Raw genomic sequence first — 24,690 nt, forward strand, 5'->3', positions numbered from 1 at the left:
GAACGATTCCATTCATATTTGTATGTGTGAATATGCTTGCGGCATCTGCGTTACTGTGCAGTCACGACGCGCGGCGTATGCGAATACTGTTTTTGTACTCAGAGTAACAGCCTTCGCTTTGCCCGCGATGAACTATTCCTTACCAGTATCTATGCCAGACTATCCGCCAACGCCGTTTGCCACGATGGCAGCGTCAATCCGAAAGTACGGCTGATTTTATCTGTGTTCAGACAGGAATTGACCGGTCTGGTTGCTGGTGTCGGGTATTCGCTGGCTGGAATTCCATGCACAACGGGTGCTGGCTTGTTCAGCAAACCACGGTTAGCCGCCTGACGCAGAATTTCTTCGGTAAAGCCACACCAGCTGGTGTGCCCGGTGGTTGTCAGATTGTATAAGCCCTGATATTGCGACCACCATAGTGCGCTATCCGGTGCGGCCAGTAGTTGCGCCAGAATCTGACAAGTGGCATCGCTGATCGCTTTTGCTGATGTGGGCGCGCCCCACTGATCGTTGACGATACGCAGTTCGTCGCGTTCATTTGCCAGTCGTAGCATCGTCAGCAGGAAATTTTTGCCGAAGCGCGAATAAACCCAGCTGGTGCGGAAAATCAGGTGGCGGCAGCCACTGGCGATAATGGCTTGCTCTCCTGCCAGTTTCGTTGCGCCATAGACATTCAGCGGATGGGTGGCTTCTGTTTCTGTATAACTTTTTAAACCGGCGTTGGCATCGCGCAGACTGCCGTCAAAGACGTAATCTGTCGAATAGTGAATCAGACCAATATGGTGCTTTTTTGCTGCCGCAGCAAAGGCCGCGGGCGCTGTCACATTGATCGCTTCTGCTAATTCAGTTTCTGACTCTGCTTTATCGACTGCGGTATAGGCAGCTGGATTGATAATCAGATCTGGCTGTATTGCATCAACATACGCAGTAATCGCTGCCGCATCGCTTAAATCAAGCTGGCTGCGATCAGGGGCGATCACTTCATGCTGCGCACTAAGTTGCTGCTGTAAAGTATGGCCCAGCTGTCCCGTGACGCCGGTCAATAAAATTTTCATTCAAATACCTCAGCATCAGCGAGCAGTTTTCCTTGCTGATCTTTAGCAGACATCACCGGTTCGCCCTGGATCGGCCATTCAATACCAATTGCAGGATCATTCCATTGCAATGAGCGTTCGTATTCCGGCGCCCAGTAATCCGTGGTTTTATAAAGGAATTCCGCTTTATCGCTGAGCACAACAAAGCCATGTGCAAAGCCAGGCGGGATCCAGAGCTGACGCTGATTTTCTGCGGACAGAACGACACCGGTCCACTGACCGAAGCGTGGTGAGCTCTTGCGGATATCAACAGCCACATCAAACACTTCGCCGGTCACGACGCGCACCAGTTTTCCCTGCGCCTGTTTGATCTGATAGTGCAGACCGCGCAGGATATTTTTTGCGGAGAGTGAATGGTTGTCCTGGACAAATTCCACATCGACACCGGTCAGTTCAGCAAATTTTTTTGCATTGAAGCTCTCGAAGAAAAAACCACGTTCGTCACCGAATACTTTCGGTTCTATGATCATCACTTCCGGCAGATTGGTAGGAATAGCTTTCATGGTTTAAAACGTCTTTTTCTCTAAGAGTTGCAACAGATAACGGCCATACTCATTTTTCTTCAACGGCTGCGCCAGAGTTTCGAGCTGCGCGGCGCTGATGTAGTTGCGGCGGAAGGCGATTTCTTCAGGGCAGGCGACTTTCAAGCCCTGGCGCTTTTCTATCGTCGCAACAAACTGACCTGCTTCCAGCAAGGATTCGTGGGTGCCGGTATCGAGCCATGCCATGCCCCGCCCCATCAGTTCCACGTTGAGTTCACCTTGTTTCAGATAAACGTTATTGACATCGGTAATTTCAAGTTCACCACGCGGCGATGGTTTGATATTGGCGGCGATGTCACAGACTTGCTGATCATAAAAATACAGGCCGGTTACAGCGTAATTCGACTTCGGCTTTGCTGGTTTTTCCTCGATACTGAGTGCTTGTTTATTAGCATCAAAATCGACTACACCATAACGTTCAGGATCATGTACATGGTAAGCAAACACGGTTGCACCCTGATTTCTGGCATCGGCACTACGTAATTGCGGTTCGAAATCGTGACCGTAATAGATGTTGTCGCCCAGAATCAGCGCAGAAGGTGAATTGCCGATAAATTCTTTACCGATAATGAATGCCTGCGCCAGGCCATCAGGTGATGGTTGCACTGCATATTGCAGATTAATACCCCATTGTGAGCCGTCGCCAAGCAACTCAGAAAAACGCGGCGTATCTTGCGGTGTCGAGATAATCAGAATGTCACGGATACCCGCCAGCATCAGCGATGTCAGCGGGTAATAAATCATTGGTTTGTCGTATACCGGCAGCAATTGTTTGGAGATTGCCTGTGTGACCGGGTAAAGGCGTGTACCGGAACCGCCGGCCAGAATAATGCCTTTGCGGGTACTGGATGTAAAACTCATGCTTGTTCCTTGTTACTGTATTGCAGATCAACCCATTTCATGTAATCGCCGGATTGTACCTGCGCGACCCATGCATCATTGGCGAGATACCATTCCACTGTTTTGCGCAGGCCAGTCGTGAACGTTTCAGCTGGTTTCCAGCCAAGTTCACGTTCGATTTTGCGCGCATCAATAGCGTAGTGGCGATCATGACCCGGGCGGTCAGTGATGTGTTTGATCTGATCGCGGTAACTGCCTTGTGCTTTAGGTTGTAATTCATCCAGTAAATCGCAAATGGTATGAACGACGCTGAGATTGGTCTGCTCGTTCCAGCCGCCGACGTTGTAGGTTTCGCCCAGGCGTCCATCTTCGAGGACGCGGCGGATTGCCGCACAATGATCTGTCACAAACAGCCAGTCGCGCACTTGCTGACCGTCGCCATACACCGGTAAGTCTTTACCTACGCGGGCGTTGGTAATAATCAGCGGAATCAATTTTTCCGGGAAATGATAAGGGCCATAGTTATTCGAGCAGTTCGTCGTTAAGACTGGCATGCCGTAAGTATGGTGATAAGCCCTAACCAGATGATCGGATGCTGCTTTTGATGCGGAATACGGGCTGTTCGGCGCGTAAGCGGTTGTTTCGCTGAATGGCGGATCTTCGGGTCCCAGCGTTCCGTAGACTTCATCGGTTGATACATGCAGGAACCGGAAGTCCTTTTTTTCCTGAGCTTCGAGTGAATTCCAGTAAGCCCGCGCAGCTTCTAACAGGCTGAACGTGCCATTAACATTGGTCGTCACGAAGGCCGCCGGACCGTGAATTGATCGATCCACATGGCTTTCTGCCGCAAAATGCACGATCGCACGTGGCTTATGCTCTGCAAACAAGGCTGCCAGTTTGTCGCCGTCGCAGATGTCACCCTGAACAAAAATATGCCGGTTATCGTGACGTAAGCTTGTAAGATTGTTTAGATTGCCAGCATAAGTCAGTTTGTCATAATTGAGCACTGCCTCATCAGATTGTGCCAGCCAACTTAATACAAAATTAGCGCCGATAAATCCAGCGCCGCCTGTGACGAAAATCATAACTAACCCCTGTCTGAACCGCTTATTTAATACCCAACCCGCGATTTTACTTGAGATAAGGCAGGAGTCGTTCTATTTTGTGATGATTTAATGCTGTAAGTTTGGTAACAATTATTTGTTTTGTGTTTTTTTGATAATTATTGTGTGGCGTTTTTTGGGGCTTGGTATAGACATTGTCGGCTTTGTTTGACCAGCCAGCTGACATTGACTTTTTGATCTTTTCTATACCATGAGCAATTGTGACAGGTGATGGAGGAATCACCGCGCCAGCTATCCCTTGAAATATTCAGAATCACCCTGATATACAAATGTAATGTGTATTTGAATGGAGAAACAGGATGCAAGAACAAGAAAACCAACAGGCTGATAACGTGAATGAGGCGGCGCCAGCAGCTGAGCCCGCTGCGGCGACAGACGCTGCGGTGGAGCAACAAATTGATCCGGCGAACGAAGCTGCTGCGAAAATTGCTGAGTTAGAGGCCCGGATTGCTGAATTGCAGGATGCTTTCATGCGCGCGAAAGCCGAAGGTGAAAATATCCGTCGCCGTGCTCAGGAAGATATTGCCAAAGCGCATAAATTTGCGATTGAAGGTTTTGCAGAAGTGATGGTTCCAGTCAAAGACAGTCTGGAAATGGCCTTGAAAGTGGAGACGCCATCGATAGACTCTTTAAAAGAAGGCGTGGAAATTACTCTGAAACAATTAAATTCTGCATTCGAGAAAAATCGCTTGCTGGAAGTGAATCCGGCGCAGTCAGAAAAACTTGACCCAACCAGGCATCAGGCAGTTTCCATGGTTCCGGCAGAGCAGGATGCCAATACAATCGTCACTGTATTGCAAAAAGGTTACATGATTGCAGACCGTTTGCTGCGCCCGGCCCTGGTGACTGTGGCACAAGGAAAGTGAGAAAAACGTAAAAAAAACCGTAAAAAACGCTTGAAATGCGGTTTTTTTACCTTATATCCGGAACAGACGAGTTGGTTTTGCTGCTGAATTGAGACCGACTCACCAACATTGACAAATAAAATCTACATTCTAAGGGAAGCATCATGGGAAAAATGATTGGTATTGATTTGGGTACAACCAACTCTTGCGTTGCGATCATGGAAGGCGGTCAGCCAAAAGTGATTGAAAATGCAGAAGGTGCGCGCACGACACCATCGATTATCGCTTATCAGGAAGACGGTGAAATTCTGGTCGGTGCCTCTGCAAAACGCCAGGCAGTGACAAATCCGAAAAACACTCTGTTTGCGGTCAAGCGCCTGATCGGTCGTAAATTTGACGAAAAAGAAGTGCAAAAAGATATCAGCCTGATGCCTTATACGATTTCTAAGGCAGATAACGGCGATGCATGGGTTTCTGTTCGCGACAAGCGTCTGGCGCCACCACAGATTTCTGCTGAAGTCCTGCGCAAAATGAAAAAAACTGCTGAGGATTACCTCGGTGAAGAAGTGACTGAAGCTGTCATTACTGTTCCTGCTTATTTCAATGACGCGCAACGTCAGGCAACGAAAGATGCTGGCCGTATTGCTGGTCTGGACGTCAAACGCATCATCAATGAACCAACTGCAGCGGCATTGGCGTTTGGTCTCGATAAAAAAGAAAAAGGCGATCGTAAGATTGCAGTGTATGACCTCGGTGGTGGTACTTTCGACGTTTCTATTATCGAAATCGCTGACGTTGATGGCGAGATGCAGTTCGAAGTATTGTCGACGAACGGTGATACTTTCCTCGGTGGTGAGGATTTCGATCAACGCATCATTGACTACATCATTACTGAGTTTAAAGCGATCAACGGTCTGGATTTGTCTAAAGATCCTATCGCGTTGCAACGTATTAAAGCGTCTGCGGAACGTGCGAAAATTGAGTTGTCCAGCTCGCAGCAGACTGAAATTAACGAGCCATACATTGCGATGGCCAACGGCGCACCGGTGCATCTGAACCTGAAAATCACCCGTGCCAAACTGGAAGCGCTGGTCGAAGAACTGGTCAAGAAAACCATAGAACCTTGCCGTCTGGCGATTAAAGATGCCGGCGTCAAAGTATCTGACATCGATGACATCATTCTGGTTGGCGGTATGACCCGTATGCCTAAGGTTCAGGAACTGGTTAAAGAATTCTTCGGTAAAGAACCACGTAAAGACGTGAATCCGGATGAAGCTGTGGCAGTCGGTGCAGCAATTCAGGGCTCAGTATTGTCCGGTGATCGTAAAGATCTGTTGTTGCTGGACGTGACACCATTGTCTCTGGGTATCGAAACCCTGGGCGGTGTGATGACGAAGATGATACAGAAAAACACGACGATCCCGACTAAGTTCAGTCAGGTGTTTTCGACCGCTGATGATAACCAGCCAGCAGTGACGATCAAAGTGTTCCAGGGTGAACGCGAGATTGCTGCCGGTAATAAAGCTCTGGGTGAATTCAATCTGGAAGGTATTCCACCGGCAGCACGTGGCACACCACAAATTGAAGTCACATTTGATATCGATGCGAACGGTATTTTGCATGTCGCAGCGAAAGATAAAGCAACCGGTAAAGAAAACAAGATCACCATCAAGGCTAACTCTGGTCTGACTGAAGAAGAAATTCAGAAAATGGTGAAAGACGCAGAACTGAATGCGGAAGAAGACAAGAAAGTCAAAGAACTGGCTGAGTCCCGCAATCAGGGTGATGCATTGGTTCACTCGACCAAAAAAGCTCTGGCTGAACACGGTGACAAACTGGAAGCAGGTGAGAAAGAAAAAATCGAAGCTGCAATCAAAGAGTTGGAAGATGTGTTGAAAACCGGTGACAAAGTTGAGATCGATACCAAGCTTGGTGCTTTGACGACTGCAGCTCAGAAACTGGGCGAAAAAGTCTATGCTGATATGCAGGCACAGCAGGCCGCAGCAGGTGCAGCGGGTGGTACTGCGGACGCTGATGCAAAAGCGAAAGATGACGATGTTGTCGATGCTGACTTCAAAGAAGTAAAAGACAATAAGTAATCCCTAGTCTGACGGGCTTGCCCGTCATCACTCGCCGGGTGGCTCGCGCTTGCGTTGCTGGCCCGGCGTTTGCGCTTAATACAGAGGTTAACAAGAGATGGCGAAGCGTGATTTTTATGAAATTCTCGGCGTCGGTAAAAACGCTTCAGAAGACGAAATTAAAAAGGCTTATCGCAAGCTGGCGATGAAGTATCATCCGGATCGTAATCCGGACAACAAGTCTGCCGAAGAGAAATTCAAAGAAGCCAAAGAGGCTTATGAGATGCTTTCCGACAGCCAGAAACGGGATGCCTACGACCGTTACGGTCATGCCGGTGTTGATCCGAATATGGGTGGCGGCGGTGGCGGCGGTGCAGGCGGTTTTGCGGATGCGTTCGGCGATATTTTCGGTGATATTTTCGGCGGTGGTCGTCGTAGCGCGGGTCCTCAGGTGTATCGCGGTGCTGATTTGCGATACAACCTTGAAATCACACTCGAGCAGGCTGCTAACGGGTTTGATACAACGATACGCGTACCTAGCTGGGATGAGTGCGATACTTGCCACGGCTCGGGTGCAAAACCCGGTACGTCACCGGTAACGTGTACTACTTGTGGCGGCCATGGTCAGGTACGGATGCAGCAAGGTTTGTTCAGTATTCAGCAAGCCTGTCCTAAATGTCATGGCACCGGAAAAATGATTCCGGATCCATGTACTGCCTGTTCGGGTGTTGGTCGCATCAAACGCAATAAAACGCTGGAAGTCAAGATTCCTGCAGGGATAGACGATGGCATGCGTATCCGTTCATCGGGTAACGGTGAACCTGGCGTCAACGGCGGACCTCCGGGTGATTTGTATGTGGAAATACACATCAAGCAGCATCCTGTATTCCAGCGTGAGGGCGATGACCTGCATTGCGAGATTCCGATTTCCTTCGTGAAAGCGGCTCTCGGTGGTGAGATTGAAGTGCCGACACTAAGCGGTAAAGCCTCATTCACCATCCCTGAAGGTACGCAGTCAGGCAAAACTTTCCGTTTGCGCAGCAAAGGTGTGAAAGGCGTGCGTTCAGGATATGCAGGAGATTTGTTCTGCCACGTGGTGATCGAAACACCGGTCAAGCTGACGGAAAAACAAAAGCAATTGCTGAGAGATTTTGAGCAACTGACGGTGGAGGGCGGTGCAAAACACAGCCCTCAGAGCAAAACCTGGATGGACAAAGTAAAAAAATTCTTTGAGTAATACAAGAAAAAAGCCCCGTTGATGTTGAATGGGGCTTTTTTTATACCAGTGGTTCACTGATGCGGGAAGCAGTATTTTCATCAAAGCATCAGCAGGCATCATACGAATAATCTGACTGGTAAATTAGAGAGCAGACTCCAGAATCAGCATGGGCGAATCTTGCGGGAATCGGTTAAGCTAAAGAGCCAGCACAAGAACTACGTTATAAGTAGTGGCAACCGGATTTATCTGCATTATCTGCAAGCCTGATAAGTCTGGAAAAATGAAATTATCAACAGGAGACAAAAATGCGTTGGAATCAATATAAATGTTGGTTGGTAGGGCTGGGTCTGACTTTCCTCAGTACAGCAAATGCGGGCACCGTCGATATTGCAGGTGCCAAGTTTGATGAAACAGTACACGTGGCAGATACCGATCTGAAGCTCAATGGAGCAGGTATCCGTTATAAAGCGATTTTTAAAGTCTACGCCGCCGGCCTTTATCTCAAAGATAAGAAAAACACGGTATCAGAAGTACTTGCTTCGCAAGGCCCGCGCCGGGTTACGATCGTGATGCTGCGCGACCTCAGTAACGAGGATTTCGGTCGCGGTTTTATGCAAGGTATCCAGCAAAATACAGACAAGGCAGAAAAAGCAAAACTGACTATGCAGTTTCTTCGTTTTGGTGAGTTGTTTGCTTCCGTTCCAGAATTGAAAAAAGGGGACGTGATGGTTAACGACTGGATTCCGGGTGTTGGAACGGTAGTCTATTTAAACGGCAAAAAAATGGGTGAACCATATCCGGATCTCGCGTTTTACAACGCCTTGCTGCGTATATGGCTGGGTGAGAAGCCTGTTGACAGCGGTTTGAAGAAAGCCATGCTGGCAGAGCATGACGACAGAAGTACCTACCGTTAATTCGCTTTCATCAAGGTTTTAAAAAGCCGTACCTGCATGGGTACGGCTTTTCTATTTCTGCAATCTGCGCACATAAAGGTTAGAATCACGCCTGTTTTTACTCTCAGGGCAGGACGATGACGGAAGAAAAGCGTACCGAATTAACGCCGGAACAGTTATTTGAAAATAATCGTCTGTGGGCGCAGGCCATTTCCAGCCGGGATGCTGATTTCTTTAAAAAACTCGCGGCCCAGCAAAATCCTGAATATTTGTGGATAGGCTGTTCGGACAGCCGCGTACCGGCTAATGAGTTGTTGGGTTTGTTGCCAGGTGAGTTATTTGTCCACAGAAATATTGCCAACGTTGTCGTCCATTCAGATCTGAATTGCCTTTCCGTACTGCAGTTTGCGGTCGATATTCTGGGCGTCAAACATATTATCATCTGTGGTCATTATGGTTGTTCAGGTGTACATGCGGCGATGACCGGACGGCGTGTTGGTCTTGCCGATAACTGGCTGCGTCACGTGCAGGATGTGCATCAGAAGCATGAGCGCTATCTTGGCGAGACACTGAATACAAAACAGCGCGCAGATCGTCTGTGTGAACTCAACGTGATTGAGCAAGTTGTTAATCTGTGCCAGACCACCGTGATTCAGGATGCGTGGGAACGCGGGCAGACACTGACTGTGCATGGCTGGATCTATGGCATTCAGGATGGCTTACTGAACCCGCTGGGAATGGCGGTCAGTTCGCCGGAGATGCTCGCCACACAGTTTGCGGCGAGCCTGACGCGTTATCAGGACTAAATCACCCTATTTTTTATCCTTTTATTTAACTCTGACGGCCAGGTCGCGTCCAGATCTGGCCACGTTACCAGCATAGTCCGTAGCAAAAATCCGCAGAATATAATCACCGGCCGCCAGTTTATCTAAAGGCAGATGAGCATTTCTGGCGTAGCCGTCACGCACCAGATTGCTGGCTTGATACAAAAAGCTGGTTTTTGCGTTGCCATGCACGGTAATGCCGCTGCCTTCGGCATAGGCGATTTTCACAGACGAGCGATCGGGCGGCAACTGATTAAATTCTATCGTCATCACGGCGTTCTCATAACCTGCGACGGCTTTGCCATCCGCATGCAGAAGCTGATAACCTATCTTGTATAAGCCCAGGCGTCTGCGCGACAGATTGTCATCGCTCTGGTCATAGGCATCGACAAGCAGATTCAATGGCGGGCTCTGGCGTGGGATGATGAGGCGATTATCCTGTTTTCGTTTCAGTGGTTTGCCCTGATCATCGGTGATTTGTATCGACTCAATCACCGGTTCTGTCGCGTCCTTGAAGCCAGGAAACGGTAGTGCCAGAGGATTGATTTCGCCGCTGCCAAGGCTGTAATTCAGATGCACATGGTACATGCGGTTGATGCTGCCTAAAGCATCGCCGGTTTTAAATTTGGTTCCTCGGGGAATTCTGACAGCGCTCGGTTTTCCCTGCATATCGTAGAGGATCTGAAAGCGGCGCGTATCAAGCAGCGCGTCGTCGCGATCGCGTCCTGCTTTCATGTGGATATAAGAAAAATGATCGATATTGATTCCCTCATTCAGCGTGCCATATCCCCACGCAGTGACAGGATGACGCACTTTTTCGTCTGCAACGGCATACACGGTCGCCCCCAAGTTGCCTTGTATATCCAGCCCGCTGTGAAAATGATCGCGGGCGTCACCGTCTTTTTTACCACGCACTTCCCCCATCGTGCCGACCACTTCATGTGCTGACTGAAATGGTTTGATCGGCCACGGAAAAGTTTTACCGGCAAACATCGTTTGCAGGTTCAGGTTGGCGACTGGAAATCTGGTTTGCTCGGGCGTTGCTGGTTGTTCTGAGGTCAGCCGGTAAAGCGCTGTTGTCGCCGAGTCTGCGACCATGACATCGCCAGTCGCTGTCACCAGCAAGCCGGTCGGCGAAGATAGCCGTAAGATTTTTTCGTCGCCGGCAACGAAGTCAACATCGATGCCAGTAAGGCCTTTGAGTTCGCCTTCGGGTGTGAGGTGCAAAATTCTGCCTTCGCCGTTTTCGCCGATATAAACATGGTCATCATGTGTGACAGCCAGCCCGACCGGACGTCGCATCAGCGCATCTTTATCATTGTCGGCGGATTGCTGCAGCGTGCTGACCGTGCCCGTGGCAGTCAGCTTGCGAATCGCGTTATTGCGGGTATCGGCAATGATCAGATCATTATGTGAATTGAGTGCAATGCCGGACGGCGTATCGAATAAGGCATCGCCGGCGGCACCATCCATAAAGCCATTCCGTTTGCCGCCAGCGATGGTGCTGACTTTGCCGTCAGACGATATACGACGGATTTTATCGTTATAAGTATCAGCCACATAGACGTTGCCATCGGCATCGACGGCAACGGCCAGAGGCGCATTCAGTTGCGCTGAAGTGCTGTCGCCATCACGATCACCCGCTTGCCCGTTGCCAGCTAAAGTTGTGACTTGTCCCTGCGCAGAGATTTTGCGTATCGCATGATTGCCGGTGTCGGCGACATACAGATTACCCTGTTTGTCGATGGCGATACCCGATGGTGTATTGAACGTCGCCTGCGTACGTTCGCCATCGGTGAAACCCTCTTTGCCCCCGGCATAGACGCTGACCTGACCATCGGGGGCGATACGGCGTATCACATTGTTGTCTGCTGCATCAGTGACATACAGATTGCCTGTTTTATCCTGTACCACGCCGAAAGGATCAGCAAAGCGTGCCTGCAATGCTGCGCCGTCACGCATCCCCGCGGTACCGTCCCCGGCAAAACGTAAGACATGCGGATGCCAGTTAAGGGGCGTAGGCTGAAGTGATTTTTTACCCAGTTTTTTGCCTATGTTCGCCATTAGGCCATCACTGTATTGATCGCCGGAGAATGGTGAAAAAAAGTAAGCACCGCTGCCGAGCAGCAGAGTAATAACCAGCGTTGCCACCAGTGCTGGTTTAGAAAAATGCATTGCCACCTGAGATTCCAATATAGGGATAAGAGTGACGCAGCTTAGCGTATTTAGTGCCGGATCACCAGTGATCCGGCACGGTCAGCAGCAGATGAAAAATCATGCCAGAATGCGGTCTGGTCTTGTGACTGGCGCATACGCAACACCTGCATGCACACTGGCTTATGGCAGTTTTTCAAGCCAGCAGGCGCATCTTATCCCATGTGTATAAAATGAAGACCTCATCAAGGCGAAATGAGATGAAGACAATGAAAATCAGCCTGCAAGCGAAAAAGCTTTTACTCTCGAAATGGACGGCAGTGCAGGTCGTCAACAAACAAAAACATTTTATTGTCAGCAAGGTGATTCCTCCTGAGCCAGACGCGCCGTCTGATGCCTTGCCGGAGATGGTTGAAATCGAAGCTGTGTACAGTAAAGCAGTGCGTCAGATTCCCTGGCGCGAATTACAGGATGGGCGTTTATGGAAACGGGGCTGGGTATGACGCGGGAACGGACTCAGGCTGAGCATCAACATCTGGATTCTTTTCCTCACAACTTTCGTGTGCTGGTCGTTGGTGCGAGCGGTGGTATCGGTGCTGCTATGGGTGAGATACTCCATCAACTGCGCCCCGATGCGAAGGTCGAAGGCTTGCACCGGCATTCCGAGCCAAAGATTGATTTTACTGATGAGAACAGTATTGCCCGCGCAGCACAGGCATTAACGCAGCATGCGCCTTTTCATCTGATCATCAATGCTGCCGGTATCCTGCACACGGCAGATTTTATGCCGGAGAAAAAACTCAACGATCTGCATTACGCACAACTGCGCACGACATTTGAAGTCAATACATTTGGTCCCGCTATGCTGCTGCGCTACTTTGCGCCTTTGCTGGACCGTCAGCGCGGCGTGATGGCGATGTTGTCGGCGAAGGTCGGCAGCATAGAAGATAATCGCTTAGGCGGCTGGTATAGTTACCGCGCTTCCAAGGCCGCGCTGAATATGCTGATCAAGACTGCGGCGATAGAACTCAGGCGCACACAGCCAAACGCCGTTTTGCTGGCGCTGCATCCGGGGACTGTCAGTTCCTCTTTATCGCAACCCTTCCGTGGCGCGACAAAAGGGCGACCCGCAACAGAGGCAGCGTATGATCTTTTGCAGGTGATTAATCGTAAAACGCCGGAGGATTCCGGAAGGTTTTATACCTATGCCGATGAGAAACTGCCGTGGTGAATCTTATGTCAGCACAGCATTTATGCGCCCGCGGTGCGGTGTTCAAGTTTGCCATCGCGTAATTTCAGGCGCTGCATATCGGGCAGGGCGATCAGCTCACGGTCATGACAAACCACGACCACGCTGCTGCCAGCCTGCGTCAGTGTCGGGATCAGGGCGATCACCTGTTCACGTGCTTCACCATCCAGATTGGCGGTTGGCTCGTCGAGCAACAGCAGACGTGGCTCCAGCACTTTGACGCGTGCCAGCGCCACTCTTTGTTTCTCTCCGCCGGATAAATAACGCGCGTCGTGATCGCTCAGATGCAGGATGCCTGCCCAGCACATCGCCAGCGCGACCTGTTTTTCGATATTTTCTGCTTTTCTTAAACGCAGACCGTAGGCGATGTTTTCGGCGACCGTACCGGAAAACATCACAGGATGCTGATGTACATAGACGATATCGTTACGCAGTTCACGCGGATAAGGTGAGAAGGTCGTGACCTTGTCGAGATATCTGACTTCGTCTGTCTGCGCTGATTCCAGTCCGGACAAGATGCGTAGCAGCGTGCTTTTGCCGCTGCCATTCATGCCCGTCAGTACGTAGGCGTGCGATTGTTCTATGTTCAGTTCGGCGATATCGAGCAGGCGGCGCGGCCCGAACGATTTGCGCAAGCCGCGTACGTGTAACAGAGTGCTCATTGTAGTTGCTCCGCATTCCGGGTATCGCCTTGCAACAGCATCAGCGCGGCATTCATGATTAATGCAACCGTGATCAGCACCATGCCGAGCGCAATGCCCTGTGCAAATTCACCTTTACTGGTTTCGAGGGCGATGGCAGTTGTGATGGTACGCGTTTCACCGGCGATATTGCCACCGACCATCATGGCGCAGCCGACTTCCGATAAGACCCGCCCGAATCCGTTGATCAGCGCCGCCATCACACCGAAACGTACTTCATGCAACACCGTCCACATCACCTGGCGACGATTCGCACCCAGCGTGATCGCGGTTTCGGCCAGACGCGGGTCGGCCGATTGCACCGCGCTCAGAGTGAATGCGGTCAGGACTGGAAACGCAATGATGGCCTGACCGGCAATGATGCCGGTCTGGGTGAATAGCCAGTGCCATGAACCGAGCAAGCCCTGACGGCTTAACAGCAGATACAGCAATAAGCCAATCAGCACCGTCGGCAGCGACAGGGCGGCCTGCACCAGCCAGATCGCGATACGTCGCCCGGGAAACGCATGACTCGCAATGATATAGCCGAGCAGCAGCGCGGGCGGCGTCGCACAGGCTAAGCCTGCGAGCGAGGTTTTAACGGAGACCCAGACAATATTCCACAGCGTTTCATCACCGCTGAACAGCAGAACAAACGCATCATGTATCGCGATGCTGATATTCATCGACGCCAATCAGAAACAGTGTTCCGGACCGGGGAAAGACTGATCTTTCACCGCCGTGACGTACGCCGTGACTGCCGCATCAATACTGGTCTGCCCGTCCATGAAATTTTTCACGAAGCGCGCTTTACGACCCGGAAACACGCCGAGTAAATCATGCATGACCAGTACCTGACCGGAACAATCAGGACCCGCACCGATACCGATGGTCGGAATCGTCAATGCATCGGTAACTTCTTTGCCGAGTGCGGCAGGAATCGCTTCCAGTACCAGGAGGGTGGCGCCGGCAGTCTGCACCGCGAGCGCCTCTGCCTTAAGTAAATCGGCAGCCGCAGTGGTTTTGCCTTGGACTTTATAACCGCCGAGCTGATGCACCGATTGCGGTGTCAGCCCCAGATGCGCGCAGACCGGAATCGAGCGCTCAGTCAGAAATTTGATGACCGGCAGCAACCAGGTGCCGCCTTCGATTTTCACCATCTGCGCACCCGCCTGTATCAGCGGTACCGCATTGTTATAGGCCGCTTCCGGCGTTGCGTAGCTGCCGAATGGCATGTCGGCGACGATCAGCGCTTTCTGATTGCCGCGTGCGACTGAGGCAGTGTGATAGGCAATGTCAGCAATCGTCACTGGCAGGGTCGATTGGTGTCCCTGACAGACCATGCCTAGCGAATCGCCGATCAGTAATATTTCGACGCCGCATCTGTCCATCAATGACGCAAAGCTGGCATCGTAACAAGTCAGCATCGTGATTTTGTCGCCTTGCTCACGCATCGTCATTAAGCCGGGAATGCTGACTGCTTTACGGTCTTGCAAATATTCCGCCATGTGTTTCTCCAAAAGTAAGGCTGTCATGGGTGATCACTGACAGCATCATCAGGCGTTTGTATCCTAGTTCCTGAAAATAAAATAAACAGCGCCGACCAGACATAAGCCGGCCCAGACGTAATCGAGTTTAAACGGCTGCCCCATATAAAACATCGCAAACGGCACGAATACGATCAGCGTCAGCGCTTCCTGCAAAATTTTGAGTTGTGCCAGACTGTACTGAGTGTAACCGATACGATTCGCCGGCACCTGCAGCAGGTATTCAAACAGCGCAATGCTCCAGCTGACCAGCGCGGCGATCCACCAGGTTTTGCTCGATAAATTCTTCAGATGACCGTACCAGGCGATGGTCATGAACACATTCGACATGATCAGGAGGCCGGTTGTTTGTACGATAACTGGTATTTGCATGGGAGTATCCCGTAAAAACGGCTTAATGTCCTTGATTTTAAAGGGACTTAAAAAATACTTGGGGGAGTATATTTAAGCTGATTCAGCTCGCAGGCAGCCTGAAAATCGCCTGCTGCGCCACGCCAGAGACAAACGTCTGCGCCAGCCCCTGACCGGGGATATCGATTTCCGGTGCGATTTCCAGCAGCGGCAACAGTACAAACGCGCGTTCTGTCATGCGCGGATGCGGCACACTCAGTTGCTCGGTGGCGATCTGCTGATCCGCATATAACAATAAATCCAGATCCAGCGTGCGCGGCGCATTCCGGTAAGGCCGCTCACGACCAAATGCCTGCTCGATGCCCTGCAAGGCCAGCAATAAATCGCTGGCGCTAAGGCTGGTGGTGACGGCCGCTACCGCGTTCACGTAATCGTCACCGCTGGAATCAATCGGCGCGCTGCTGTACAGCGACGAGGCGCGTTGCAACTGCGTTGCCGGAATCCGGCCAAGGCGGGCGATGGCTTGCCGCACCGTATCCTGTGCATCGCCCAGATTCGCACCGATACCGATGTAAGCCCGCATCATTCCTGCGCTGCCGCCTTACGTGGCGCACGGCGCCGCGGTTTGCGTTTTTTTGCCGCACTGGTACCCGCCGGGGCTTTGGGTTTGCTGTTAATCAGGCGTTCACGTTCTTCCGCATCGCCATTGATGAAGGCTGTCCACCATTCGCCGATCTCAGCATCGATCTCGCCCGAGGCGCAACGCAGCAACAGGAAATCGTAGGCCGCACGCATGCGCTGATGTTCAAGCATTTTGTATGGTGTTTTGCCAACCCGTTTTTCGAAGCGAGGCTGCATCGCCCAGATGTCACGCATATCGGCGCCAATTTTGCGTTGAATCGCGAGCGCATCTGTTTGCGTATTCAGCACATCATCGGCTGCCAGATGTAGTGCCGGAATCGGGAATTCGCCGGCAGCTTTGTAGGCTTCCCATTTTTCCAGCACCTGATGCCACAACAGCGAGGCGAACAGGAAGCTCGGAGAAACACGTTTGCCCTGTTGTATGCGTTCATCGGTATTCGCCAGTGCCAGTGTGATGAATTTCTCACCCATAGGCTGTTCCAGCACCACGTCCAGCAAAGGCATCAGACCGTGATGCAGGCCTTCTTTGCGCAGCGCCTGCAGACACGCCATGGCATGGCCGCTGGTGAGCAATTTCAGCATTTCATCAAACACCCGTGCAGCGGGTACGTTATTGATCAGCGGTGCCATCACCGCGATCGGCGCCTGCGTTGCCGGATCGATCGTGAATTGCAGTTTTGCCGCAAACCGCACTACGCGCAGCATGCGCACCGGGTCTTCGCGGTAACGCGTCTCGGGTACGCCAATGATACGCAGGACTTTTTTCCGGATATCTTTAACGCCACCATGGTAATCAAGCACTGTTTGCGAAGCCGGATCGTAGTACATCGCATTGATGGTGAAATCGCGTCGCGCGGCATCTTCATGCTGTTCGCCAAAGGTATTGTCGCGCAGCACGCGCCCATGTTCGTCTTTGGGTGCCGCGTCATTTGATGGGCCGCGGAACGTGGTGACTTCGAGCAGATCCTGTCCGAACATCACGTGCACGATCTGAAAACGGCGACCGATGATAAACGCTCGACGGAACAGGCGTTTGACTTGTTCTGGCGTGGCGTTGGTGGCGATGTCGAAATCTTTTGGTTTTACACCGGTCAGCAGATCACGGACCGCACCGCCAACGATGAATGCTTTGAAACCATTGTCTTGCAGGGTCTGCGTCACGCGAATCGCATTTGCCGATACCAGTTGCGGATTGATGCCGTGCTCTTTTGCGCTCAGCACGGTCGGTTTGCGATTGCTGACGGCAGCTGCAGCAGCTTCCGGGGCGCTTTTTACGCCGAGTATTTTGCGAATAAATTTCTTAATCATTGTTTGTCGAACAGCTGGATTTGAGGCCATCCTTTTGCCAGCGCATGTGCGCTTAATTTTGCATTCGGATTGGTGGCGACGGGATGCGTCACAACCTCGAGTAAAGGAATATCGTTGTGGGAGTCACTGTAAAAATGGCTGCTGCCAAAGTCGCTGAGTTGTTTTTCCTGTTTGGCCAGCCAGTCCTGTACATGGATGACTTTACCGGCGCCCGAAGTCGGCACACCCACCAGTTTACCAGTGATATTGCCGGCAGCATCGAGCTCAGGCTCGGCCGCCAGCAAATGTGGTACGCCCAGCGCCTGTGCAATCGGGGCAGTGACAAAGCGATTGGTCGCCGTGATAATCGCGATCAGGTCTTCCTGATCCTGATGTTTTTTGAGTAAATCAAACGCTGCCGGTAACAAGGCCGGCTGTATGACTTCGTGCATAAACTGCTGATGCAGCTCGTCAATTTTCTTGCGTGGAAACTGCGCCAGCGTACCGAGCGCAAATTCCAGATACTCCACCGGATCAAGCGTGCCGGCCTGATATTGGGCAAAAAAATCAGCATTCCGTTTGGCAAACGCATTTGCATCAACGGCGCCGACACGGCATAAAAACTGTCCCCATTCATAATCGGAATCGATAGGAATCAGGGTATGGTCAAGATCAAATAAAGCGATATTAGGCATGCGGTTGTATTCCGGATTCAGGGCTGTTGTTGCAGCATCAGTTCACGCAGTAGCGGCAGGGTAATCGGACGCTTGGTGACCAGCGAATAATGATCGAGCTGATCCAGCATCGCCGTTAATGAACTCATGTCGCGCCGGTAGTGCGTGATCAGATAGGGTAACACGCCTGCCGATAACTGGATGCCGCGTGCCTGCGCTGCGCGTTCCAGAGCATCGATCTTATCCTCGTCGGTCAGTTCATGTAGCTGATAAATCAGGCCCCAGCCAAAACGGGTGCGCAAATCATCGCGCACATTCAATATCATTGGCGGATGGTTCCCTGCCGCGACCAGAAACCCGCCATGTGCCCGGGCTTCATTAAACAGATTGAAGGCCGCAATCTGGTTCATTGGCGATAATTGTTCGCAGTCATCAAGCAAGTACAGGCTGACTTCATCGCTGAAATCAAATGCTTCTTCTGGTGCATTGGCGGGGATGTAGCGGGAATCCGGATGATCTGCGAGGGCGTGCAGCAGATGAGTTTTGCCCGCACCGGCTTCACCCCAGATATAAACGGAACGCTCGCCGTACTGACTTGCAATGCGCTGAGAGAATAAGCCCAGCAGCTGAGCCAGCTCGGCATTTTGTCCGACCACAAAGGTAGCAAGAGATGGCAGTTTCTGCGCATCCAGATCGAGTAAAAGTTGCCTCATGGCTGACGATAAAAAGGACTGTTCAGGTAAGAACTGCGTATATGTTTGACGGCAACCGAGATAATTGCTGACGCTGGTAACGCAACCAGAATACCGATAAAACCAAATAACTGACCAAACGCCATCAGGGCAAAAATCACTGTCAGCGGATGCAGACCGATGCGTTCACCGACCAGACGTGGCGTCAGTATGAATGATTCAAAAAATTGTCCGAAGCCATAAATGATGCCGACGTAAATCAGGCCGCTCAGATCATTAAATTGTAAGACTGCACCGATCAGTGCCAGCGCCAGTCCTATGCCGTAGCCGAGATAAGGAATAAACACCAGAAAGCCGGTAATGATGCCAACGGGCAGCGCCAGATCGAAACGGGCGATGCTCAGTGCGATTGCATAATATGCAGCGAGTACGATCATGACCAGAATCTGCCCGCGCAAATACTGGGCAAGAATATCGTCCACCTCATTCACGGCATTGTTCGCCCCATGCACCCAGCGACGCGGAATGAAATGCGCAATCCGGTGGATCAGTGCATGCCAGTCCAGCAACAGATAAAACAGTACAATCGGGATCAGTAACAGATTCGCCAGCAGACCGAGCAGGGCAGTACCGCCGACGCGGATAGAAGACAGCACGGCCTTGCCTATAACGTCGCCGCTGCCTGCCATTTGTTCGGTTAGTAAGGTTTTAATCCCGGTGCTGTCGAGACGGATACTGAATCCATAATGTGCCAGCAGCGGTGATATGACCTGATCGAATTTATCAAAAAAACGCGGTATCTGTTCCTGTAACTGCGGCGCTTCTTTTTGCAGGATAGGCACGATAATCAATACCATTGCCAGCGCGGCAGCGATGACAAAAATGATCACCAGTGTTGCGGAGACGGCACGCGGCAGACGCAGATTTTTGTATTTCAGCGCACACAGCTTATCAACCCAGGGGTTGAGTACATACGCGAGGATAGCGGCGACGATGAATGGCATTAACACCGGTCCCAGCAACGACAGCAATAGCAAGAACGCTGCACCGACGATGATCCAGAGTAGAGATTGCTTTTGTTCCGGCGAAAAAGAAAATGGCATTTTCAGATGGCGTGCTTGCAAATAAGTTGTCGGCTTATTACGTGTTGCCCAAATATAGGTCAATACGCAGTCATTTTGTTAAAATAGCGGTTTTGCCGGAGTTTTCTGGCAATTTTCCTATTTTACCGCCTCAAGCCCCCTACTGACGAATATCATGAGCACTTCTACCCCTGTTTCTCTCTCTTACGCCGACGCCGGTGTCGATATGGTTGCTGGCGACGCGTTGGTCGATGCGATCAAGCCTTTTGCAAAACGTACGATGCGTGAAGGCGTCATGGCCGGTATCGGTGGTTTTGGCGCGATGTTTGAAGTCAGCAAAAAATTCAAGGAGCCTGTGCTGGTCTCTGGTACTGATGGCGTCGGTACCAAGCTGAAACTGGCATTTCATCTGAATAAGCATGATACGGTCGGTATCGATCTGGTCGCGATGAGCGTTAACGATATTCTGGTGCAGGGTGCTGAGCCTTTGTTCTTCCTCGATTATTTCGCCTGCGGCAAACTCGATGTGGCGGCAGCCACGGACGTGATCAAAGGCGTGGCTTTCGGTTGCGAGCAAGCTGGCTGCGCGCTGATCGGTGGTGAAACAGCTGAAATGCCTTCCATGTATCCGGATGGTGAATACGATCTGGCAGGTTTTGCGGTCGGCGCGGTAGAAAAATCTAAAATCATCGATGGCAGCAAAATTCAGCCGGGTGATGTGATTCTGGGTCTGGCTTCTTCCGGTATTCATTCAAACGGTTTTTCTCTGGTGCGCAAAATCATTGAAGTTGCCAAACCTGACCTGAATGCCGATTTCCACGGACGCAGTCTGGGGGACGCACTGATGGCACCGACACGTATTTACGTCAAACCTTTGCTGGCGCTGATGGAAGCGCTGGAGGTCAAAGGCATGGCGCACATTACCGGCGGTGGTCTGGTTGAAAACGTGCCGCGCGTGCTGGGTGACAAACTGACTGCGGTACTGCATAAAGATGCGTGGACTCAGCCTCCATTATTTACATGGCTGCAACAACACGGCGGTGTGGCAGATGCAGAAATGCACCGTGTATTCAACTGTGGTATCGGCATGGTGGTGATAGTGTCTGCTGCAAATGCAGATGCAGCGATGGCACAACTGAGCGCTGCTGGTGAAACGGTGTATCGCATCGGTGAAATCCGTGCCCGCGAAGGCAATGAACATCCGACTATTGTCGTGTAATAGCAGAACTGACCTGAAACTATCCCGGTGGAGTGCTTGCTCCTGACAGCACTTACCGGGATCATATTTCAGTCATGTATCAAAAGAGCACAATCAGCAAAATCATTTTCATACCCGAGATATCCGTACTCTGATCTGGTGAACCGGATAATTAACTTGCTCATTGTTAATTAATTAATTTACAATTTATTTACTGTTGTTCGGTGCAGAATCTGATCTTGGATTTTGTAAAAGACCACTTAAATGTAAATTGACTAAAATGAGAAAAATAATTTCACTGAGTTTGTTGAGTATTCTTGCTGCATGTGGTGGCGGAGGCGGTAGTAGTGGTGACAGTGTCACTTTACCACCGGGTAATTCCGCTTTGCCTCCATCCTCCTCGCTGGCAAATCTTTGTGCCAATCCCCGCGCGAACACCAGCGATCGTCAGGGGACCATCGAGAACGAAAAATCTTATTTACGTTCATTTATCGACGAAACTTATCTCTGGTACGCCGATATACCTTCCAATATCGTTGCTGCAAATTATGCGACGCCGCAACTCTACTTTGACGTACTGAAAACGAATGCCAAAACCAGTTCCGGCGCAAGTGTCGATCAGTTTCACTGGTCGCAGACAACCGAATCCTGGAATACGTCATCATCAGGTATTGCGCAGGATTACGGCATCAAATGGATGGCGAAAGTGACTGCGAATGCGCGTATTTTTCTTGCAGCTGATGTTGCACCCGGTTCACCTGCAGCACTGGCAGGAATCAAACGTGGCGATGTGATCACTTCGATTGATGGCTCTCCAGTTACCGAAGCGACCACAGCAGGTGTTGCTGCGCTCAGTGAAATTCTCTCGCCGACCAAAGTGATGGCGCATAAACTAGGATTCAATGGTGCTGCCGAGATCAGCCTGACCCCCGCGACCTATTCGACATCAACTGTACAGAATGTGAAAACCATTCCAACCGCTACCGGTACGGTTGGCTATTTCGTATTTGATACGCATATCGCTAAATCTGAAGCCGAACTGATTGCCGCCATCAAGCAATTGAAAGCGGCCAACGTCACGGATCTGGTGATTGATCTGCGCTACAACGGTGGCGGTTTGTTGTATGTTGCGAGTCAGCTGGCATATATGATCGCCGGACCGGCAACGACCAACGGACTGATATTTGAAAAGCTGACATACAACGACAAACTCACTGCAAAGAATACGGTATATCCTTTTTATCCGGTCACAACGACGAACGAGCAACTTCCTTATCTGGGTTTAAAACATGTCACTTTGCTGGTGACACGTAATACTGCTTCCGCCAGCGAATCCATTATTAATGGTTTGCGCGGAGTGGATGTTGCGGTTGATCTGATCGGTGACCAGACACGCGGTAAACCTTACGGTTTCGTTCCTCAGGATAATTGCTCTTACACCTATTTCGCGATTCAGTTTAAAGGCGTGAATCAAAAAGGATTTGGTGATTATGCGGATGGTTTTTCACCAACCTGTAAAGCATCTGACGATGTCACACATCTGCGCGGCGATACCAATGAAACGATGCTGAAAACGGCGCTGTCTTACCGTCAGACGCGTTTGTGTCCGGCTAATTCTGCCGGTGCCATCGTGCCTGGTGCCGAGTCCGAATATCAAGTGATACGTCCGGCAAGTCAGGAAATGCGTATTCTCACGACAATGCCGCACTGATGAGATATCCGCTTACTTTTGCCGTCAGTATTCTGATGCTGTCGGCATGTCAGTTCACTGCTGCTTCTCCGGATAAAGCAGCAGTGTTGCTGATATCGGACGCCGAAACGACGCAGGAATTACGGACTGTGATCGGCAGCATGAGCGGTTTTTCTGATGTCACTTTATCTGCCTCTGACTTCATGCAAAGCAGCGAAGTGACCATCGAGCGCAGGCACCAGACAAACCAGCAGGGTGAGCTGATACAAGGGCGCGATCTGGAAATGCCGCATCGCTTCAGGCTGGAGACCAACGGCACACAATGCTGGCTGTTTCATCTGAATTCAGGACAGCGTCGCTTACTGAGCAAAACGCGGTGTCAGGCTAAATAAATCAGGCAGTATCTTTGCCTATGACGATGTATTTGCAAAGAACGCCGGGGAGTAGCGCAGGGAATATCTGCTTACAGAGAGGAAAATGAAAAATGACTGTCAAACGCTGTTCCTGGGCTAATTCTGCTAACCCCTTATATATCGCTTACCACGATGAGGAGTGGGGGCGGCCGTGTCATGATGAAAACCGCTTGTTTGAAATGCTCAATCTGGAAGGAGCGCAGGCTGGATTAAGCTGGGAAACTATCCTGAACAAACGCGCGAGTTACCGCATCGCTTTTGACGACTGGGATGCGAAAAAAATCGCGCAGTACGATGCCGGGAAGGTCGCTGAATTACTGGCTAATCCAGGCATCGTGCGTAATCGTTTAAAAGTCGCGGCGACCATTAGTAACGCCAAAGCGTATCTGCGACTATGCGAGGAAGCAGGTAGTCTGGACGCCTATCTTTGGGCGTATGTCGATGGCAAACCAATACTGAACCACGGAGAGCGCATAGTAACGACACCGTTATCTGATCGTATTTCCCAAGACCTGCGTCAGCGCGGGTTTAAGTTTGTCGGTTCAACGATAATCTATGCGTATATGCAGGCGATAGGCATGGTGCAGGATCATGCCGCTGACTGCGACTGGCACCAGCCTGCGGTCTGAACACGGTCATTTCACCAAGAAATCAGCTTATCAGTGCTGATGCCGATTAACAGATTGTTCTGCAAAGGATTGCAGGCTTGACGTCCCAGCAATTGCCGGACTCATATCCGGATGCATCACCATCACCGGTTTGCAATGAACATTGTTTGCAGATGCCGTTGAATGATGACCGTTCAAGGTATCGGATGCAGCGTTGATATCCCAGACCGGCGCTTCTATTCCTTCAAAAACGGCTTTTAATTGCTGGCCCCAGCTATTTCTGATCATCTGAAAATACTGATTTTTTTCATCAATGGTGACGAAGCGTGATACGGCCAGATGATGATTCTCATAGACCAACAGATCCAAGGGCAGACCGACGGAGATATTAGAGCGCAGTGTGGAATCCATAGAAATCAACGCACATTTTGCCGCATCGTCAAGGCTGGTTGCCGTATTGATGACGCGATCGAGAATAGGTTTGCCGTATTTGGCTTCGCCTATCTGAAAGTAGGTATTTTCGTTATGTGCCTCAATAAAGTTACCTGCTGAGTAAATCTGAAACAGGCGGCAACGTTCGCCTTTGATTTGTCCGCCAAACATCAGGCTGACATTAAAGTCGATGCCGAATTCAGATAAGGCTTTGGCATCACGCTGATGTACGACGCGCACGGCTTCGCCAAGAATACGGGCAGCATCGTACATGCTTTGAACATTCCAGATGGTGTTGCCATTTGCGTCCTGATAATCGGACAGTAATTCCCGTATGGACTGTGAAATCGAAAGATTACCCGCTGTCATCAGGACCATCATGCGTTCACCGGTTTTTTCAAAGACCGACATTTTTCTGAATGTGCCAACCTGATCGACACCGGCATTCGTGCGGGAATCAGAGAGAAAAACCAGCCCGGCATCGAGGCGTATGCCTACACAGTAAGTCATATTAAATCGTGAGTAGAGTATG

General features: G+C 50.7%; 26 protein-coding genes. 11 read left to right on the top strand and 15 right to left on the bottom strand.

The window, feature by feature from the left end; translation table 11 throughout:
• Positions 1–149: 149 nt before the first annotated feature.
• From rfbD to rfbB, 4 genes are read right to left on the bottom strand one after another with little or no spacing between them, the layout of a single operon-like run.
• The gene (rfbD, locus tag ACOTSW_RS02920; RefSeq protein WP_423680905.1) at positions 150–1,055 is read right to left on the bottom strand and encodes a dTDP-4-dehydrorhamnose reductase; all 906 of its coding nucleotides are present in this window, start codon (positions 1,053–1,055) and stop codon (positions 150–152) included.
• On the bottom strand, positions 1,052–1,597 hold the full coding sequence (gene rfbC, locus ACOTSW_RS02925) for a dTDP-4-dehydrorhamnose 3,5-epimerase (RefSeq protein ID WP_186884883.1): 546 nt from the start codon (positions 1,595–1,597) through the stop codon (positions 1,052–1,054). Before rfbC ends, rfbD begins: the two co-directional genes overlap by 4 nt.
• A 3-nt stretch (positions 1,598–1,600) precedes the next feature.
• Complete coding sequence (gene rfbA / locus ACOTSW_RS02930; RefSeq protein ID WP_423680906.1) at positions 1,601–2,497, bottom strand: glucose-1-phosphate thymidylyltransferase RfbA; 897 nt, start codon at positions 2,495–2,497, stop codon at positions 1,601–1,603.
• The gene (gene rfbB / locus ACOTSW_RS02935; RefSeq protein ID WP_423680907.1) at positions 2,494–3,561 is read right to left on the bottom strand and encodes a dTDP-glucose 4,6-dehydratase; all 1,068 of its coding nucleotides are present in this window, start codon (positions 3,559–3,561) and stop codon (positions 2,494–2,496) included. Before rfbB ends, rfbA begins: the two co-directional genes overlap by 4 nt.
• Before the next feature lie 338 nt (positions 3,562–3,899).
• Between rfbB and grpE the strand changes: the two genes are divergently transcribed.
• The 5 genes from grpE to can all read left to right on the top strand — a co-directional run bounded on the left by grpE (position 3,900) and on the right by can (position 9,441).
• The gene (gene grpE / locus ACOTSW_RS02940) at positions 3,900–4,466 is read left to right on the top strand and encodes a nucleotide exchange factor GrpE (protein WP_423680908.1); all 567 of its coding nucleotides are present in this window, start codon (positions 3,900–3,902) and stop codon (positions 4,464–4,466) included.
• 143 nt (positions 4,467–4,609) lie between these two features.
• The gene (gene dnaK, locus ACOTSW_RS02945) at positions 4,610–6,544 is read left to right on the top strand and encodes a molecular chaperone DnaK (protein WP_423680909.1); all 1,935 of its coding nucleotides are present in this window, start codon (positions 4,610–4,612) and stop codon (positions 6,542–6,544) included.
• 97 nt (positions 6,545–6,641) lie between these two features.
• A complete protein-coding gene (gene dnaJ / locus ACOTSW_RS02950; RefSeq protein ID WP_423680910.1) occupies positions 6,642–7,760 on the top strand; it encodes a molecular chaperone DnaJ in 1,119 nt (372 codons plus the stop codon).
• 287 nt (positions 7,761–8,047) lie between these two features.
• The gene (locus ACOTSW_RS02955) at positions 8,048–8,656 is read left to right on the top strand and encodes a chalcone isomerase family protein (protein WP_423680912.1); all 609 of its coding nucleotides are present in this window, start codon (positions 8,048–8,050) and stop codon (positions 8,654–8,656) included.
• A 116-nt stretch (positions 8,657–8,772) separates the two neighbouring features.
• Entirely contained in the window at positions 8,773–9,441 is a 669-nt protein-coding gene (gene can / locus ACOTSW_RS02960) for a carbonate dehydratase (protein WP_423680913.1), read from the top strand.
• A 21-nt stretch (positions 9,442–9,462) separates the two neighbouring features.
• On the opposite strand, the gene ACOTSW_RS02965 is transcribed toward can, so the two are convergent.
• Entirely contained in the window at positions 9,463–11,634 is a 2,172-nt protein-coding gene (locus tag ACOTSW_RS02965) for a virginiamycin B lyase family protein (protein ID WP_423682244.1), read from the bottom strand.
• 239 nt (positions 11,635–11,873) lie between these two features.
• On the opposite strand from ACOTSW_RS02965, the gene ACOTSW_RS02970 reads away from it, so the two are divergent.
• Together ACOTSW_RS02970 and ACOTSW_RS02975 are read left to right on the top strand one after the other, a co-directional pair.
• Positions 11,874–12,116 carry a TIGR02450 family Trp-rich protein gene (locus ACOTSW_RS02970; RefSeq protein WP_423680914.1) on the top strand — a complete coding sequence of 81 codons (243 nt, stop codon included), beginning with the start codon at positions 11,874–11,876 and terminating at the stop codon, positions 12,114–12,116.
• Positions 12,095–12,844 carry an SDR family NAD(P)-dependent oxidoreductase gene (locus tag ACOTSW_RS02975; RefSeq protein ID WP_423680915.1) on the top strand — a complete coding sequence of 250 codons (750 nt, stop codon included), beginning with the start codon at positions 12,095–12,097 and terminating at the stop codon, positions 12,842–12,844. Before ACOTSW_RS02970 ends, ACOTSW_RS02975 begins: the two co-directional genes overlap by 22 nt.
• Before the next feature lie 20 nt (positions 12,845–12,864).
• Here the strand turns inward: ACOTSW_RS02975 and ACOTSW_RS02980 are convergent, their stop codons facing one another.
• The 9 genes from ACOTSW_RS02980 to ACOTSW_RS03020 all read right to left on the bottom strand — a co-directional run bounded on the left by ACOTSW_RS02980 (position 12,865) and on the right by ACOTSW_RS03020 (position 19,838).
• Positions 12,865–13,524: an ABC transporter ATP-binding protein gene (locus ACOTSW_RS02980; protein ID WP_423680916.1), complete on the bottom strand. Its 660-nt coding sequence runs from the start codon at positions 13,522–13,524 to the stop codon at positions 12,865–12,867.
• Positions 13,521–14,228 (bottom strand): ABC transporter permease, encoded by a 708-nt coding sequence (locus tag ACOTSW_RS02985; protein WP_423680917.1) that lies wholly within the window; start codon positions 14,226–14,228, stop codon positions 13,521–13,523. The genes ACOTSW_RS02980 and ACOTSW_RS02985 overlap by 4 nt, the downstream gene beginning before the upstream one ends.
• Before the next feature lie 9 nt (positions 14,229–14,237).
• Positions 14,238–15,050 carry a 3-methyl-2-oxobutanoate hydroxymethyltransferase gene (gene panB / locus ACOTSW_RS02990; RefSeq protein WP_423680918.1) on the bottom strand — a complete coding sequence of 271 codons (813 nt, stop codon included), beginning with the start codon at positions 15,048–15,050 and terminating at the stop codon, positions 14,238–14,240.
• A gap of 63 nt (positions 15,051–15,113) precedes the next feature.
• Entirely contained in the window at positions 15,114–15,461 is a 348-nt protein-coding gene (locus ACOTSW_RS02995; RefSeq protein ID WP_423680919.1) for a DMT family protein, read from the bottom strand.
• Positions 15,462–15,543: 82 nt separating this feature from the next.
• Entirely contained in the window at positions 15,544–16,023 is a 480-nt protein-coding gene (folK, locus tag ACOTSW_RS03000) for a 2-amino-4-hydroxy-6-hydroxymethyldihydropteridine diphosphokinase (RefSeq protein ID WP_423680920.1), read from the bottom strand.
• Entirely contained in the window at positions 16,023–17,390 is a 1,368-nt protein-coding gene (pcnB, locus tag ACOTSW_RS03005) for a polynucleotide adenylyltransferase PcnB (RefSeq protein WP_423680921.1), read from the bottom strand. The genes folK and pcnB overlap by 1 nt, the downstream gene beginning before the upstream one ends.
• Positions 17,387–18,064 (bottom strand): HAD family hydrolase, encoded by a 678-nt coding sequence (locus ACOTSW_RS03010; RefSeq protein ID WP_423680922.1) that lies wholly within the window; start codon positions 18,062–18,064, stop codon positions 17,387–17,389. The genes pcnB and ACOTSW_RS03010 overlap by 4 nt, the downstream gene beginning before the upstream one ends.
• A gap of 17 nt (positions 18,065–18,081) precedes the next feature.
• The gene (hda, locus tag ACOTSW_RS03015) at positions 18,082–18,756 is read right to left on the bottom strand and encodes a DnaA regulatory inactivator Hda (protein WP_423680923.1); all 675 of its coding nucleotides are present in this window, start codon (positions 18,754–18,756) and stop codon (positions 18,082–18,084) included.
• Positions 18,753–19,838 carry an AI-2E family transporter gene (locus ACOTSW_RS03020; RefSeq protein WP_423682246.1) on the bottom strand — a complete coding sequence of 362 codons (1,086 nt, stop codon included), beginning with the start codon at positions 19,836–19,838 and terminating at the stop codon, positions 18,753–18,755. The genes hda and ACOTSW_RS03020 overlap by 4 nt, the downstream gene beginning before the upstream one ends.
• A 154-nt stretch (positions 19,839–19,992) precedes the next feature.
• Here ACOTSW_RS03020 and purM point away from each other — a divergent pair, with 154 nt between their 5' ends.
• From purM to ACOTSW_RS03040, 4 genes are all read left to right on the top strand, one after another.
• On the top strand, positions 19,993–21,036 hold the full coding sequence (gene purM, locus ACOTSW_RS03025) for a phosphoribosylformylglycinamidine cyclo-ligase (protein WP_423680924.1): 1,044 nt from the start codon (positions 19,993–19,995) through the stop codon (positions 21,034–21,036).
• 259 nt (positions 21,037–21,295) lie between these two features.
• Complete coding sequence (locus ACOTSW_RS03030; protein WP_423680925.1) at positions 21,296–22,726, top strand: S41 family peptidase; 1,431 nt, start codon at positions 21,296–21,298, stop codon at positions 22,724–22,726.
• On the top strand, positions 22,726–23,097 hold the full coding sequence (locus ACOTSW_RS03035) for a hypothetical protein (protein ID WP_423680926.1): 372 nt from the start codon (positions 22,726–22,728) through the stop codon (positions 23,095–23,097). Before ACOTSW_RS03030 ends, ACOTSW_RS03035 begins: the two co-directional genes overlap by 1 nt.
• 92 nt (positions 23,098–23,189) lie before the next feature.
• A complete protein-coding gene (locus tag ACOTSW_RS03040) occupies positions 23,190–23,747 on the top strand; it encodes a DNA-3-methyladenine glycosylase I (RefSeq protein WP_423680927.1) in 558 nt (185 codons plus the stop codon).
• Between the two features lie 30 nt (positions 23,748–23,777).
• Here the strand turns inward: ACOTSW_RS03040 and ACOTSW_RS03045 are convergent, their stop codons facing one another.
• A complete protein-coding gene (locus ACOTSW_RS03045) occupies positions 23,778–24,668 on the bottom strand; it encodes a peptidase (RefSeq protein WP_423680928.1) in 891 nt (296 codons plus the stop codon).
• Between the last annotated feature and the right edge of the window lie 22 nt (positions 24,669–24,690).

The organism is Undibacterium sp. WLHG33 (assembly GCF_049544815.1).
Classification (GTDB): Bacteria; Pseudomonadota; Gammaproteobacteria; order Burkholderiales; family Burkholderiaceae_D; genus Undibacterium.

Bases quoted from the DNA above. Each gene is read 5' to 3' on its own strand.
- dnaK (WP_423680909.1), top strand. From the start codon at position 4,610: ATGGGAAAAATGATTGGTATTGATTTGGGTACAACCAACTCTTGCGTT.
- ACOTSW_RS02965 (WP_423682244.1), bottom strand. From the start codon at position 11,634: ATGCATTTTTCTAAACCAGCACTGGTGGCAACGCTGGTTATTACTCTG.
- rfbD (WP_423680905.1), bottom strand. From the start codon at position 1,055: ATGAAAATTTTATTGACCGGCGTCACGGGACAGCTGGGCCATACTTTA.
- ACOTSW_RS02975 (WP_423680915.1), top strand. From the start codon at position 12,095: ATGGAAACGGGGCTGGGTATGACGCGGGAACGGACTCAGGCTGAGCAT.
- ACOTSW_RS03030 (WP_423680925.1), top strand. From the start codon at position 21,296: ATGAGAAAAATAATTTCACTGAGTTTGTTGAGTATTCTTGCTGCATGT.
- purM (WP_423680924.1), top strand. From the start codon at position 19,993: ATGAGCACTTCTACCCCTGTTTCTCTCTCTTACGCCGACGCCGGTGTC.
- hda (WP_423680923.1), bottom strand. From the start codon at position 18,756: ATGAGGCAACTTTTACTCGATCTGGATGCGCAGAAACTGCCATCTCTT.
- ACOTSW_RS03020 (WP_423682246.1), bottom strand. From the start codon at position 19,838: ATGCCATTTTCTTTTTCGCCGGAACAAAAGCAATCTCTACTCTGGATC.
- rfbB (WP_423680907.1), bottom strand. From the start codon at position 3,561: ATGATTTTCGTCACAGGCGGCGCTGGATTTATCGGCGCTAATTTTGTA.
- ACOTSW_RS02970 (WP_423680914.1), top strand. From the start codon at position 11,874: ATGAAGACAATGAAAATCAGCCTGCAAGCGAAAAAGCTTTTACTCTCG.
- ACOTSW_RS03035 (WP_423680926.1), top strand. From the start codon at position 22,726: ATGAGATATCCGCTTACTTTTGCCGTCAGTATTCTGATGCTGTCGGCA.
- ACOTSW_RS02985 (WP_423680917.1), bottom strand. From the start codon at position 14,228: ATGAATATCAGCATCGCGATACATGATGCGTTTGTTCTGCTGTTCAGC.
- ACOTSW_RS03010 (WP_423680922.1), bottom strand. From the start codon at position 18,064: ATGCCTAATATCGCTTTATTTGATCTTGACCATACCCTGATTCCTATC.
- can (WP_423680913.1), top strand. From the start codon at position 8,773: ATGACGGAAGAAAAGCGTACCGAATTAACGCCGGAACAGTTATTTGAA.
- dnaJ (WP_423680910.1), top strand. From the start codon at position 6,642: ATGGCGAAGCGTGATTTTTATGAAATTCTCGGCGTCGGTAAAAACGCT.
- ACOTSW_RS02995 (WP_423680919.1), bottom strand. From the start codon at position 15,461: ATGCAAATACCAGTTATCGTACAAACAACCGGCCTCCTGATCATGTCG.
- rfbC (WP_186884883.1), bottom strand. From the start codon at position 1,597: ATGAAAGCTATTCCTACCAATCTGCCGGAAGTGATGATCATAGAACCG.
- rfbA (WP_423680906.1), bottom strand. From the start codon at position 2,497: ATGAGTTTTACATCCAGTACCCGCAAAGGCATTATTCTGGCCGGCGGT.
- ACOTSW_RS03040 (WP_423680927.1), top strand. From the start codon at position 23,190: ATGACTGTCAAACGCTGTTCCTGGGCTAATTCTGCTAACCCCTTATAT.
- folK (WP_423680920.1), bottom strand. From the start codon at position 16,023: ATGCGGGCTTACATCGGTATCGGTGCGAATCTGGGCGATGCACAGGAT.
- panB (WP_423680918.1), bottom strand. From the start codon at position 15,050: ATGGCGGAATATTTGCAAGACCGTAAAGCAGTCAGCATTCCCGGCTTA.
- pcnB (WP_423680921.1), bottom strand. From the start codon at position 17,390: ATGATTAAGAAATTTATTCGCAAAATACTCGGCGTAAAAAGCGCCCCG.
- grpE (WP_423680908.1), top strand. From the start codon at position 3,900: ATGCAAGAACAAGAAAACCAACAGGCTGATAACGTGAATGAGGCGGCG.
- ACOTSW_RS02980 (WP_423680916.1), bottom strand. From the start codon at position 13,524: ATGAGCACTCTGTTACACGTACGCGGCTTGCGCAAATCGTTCGGGCCG.
- ACOTSW_RS02955 (WP_423680912.1), top strand. From the start codon at position 8,048: ATGCGTTGGAATCAATATAAATGTTGGTTGGTAGGGCTGGGTCTGACT.
- ACOTSW_RS03045 (WP_423680928.1), bottom strand. From the start codon at position 24,668: ATGACTTACTGTGTAGGCATACGCCTCGATGCCGGGCTGGTTTTTCTC.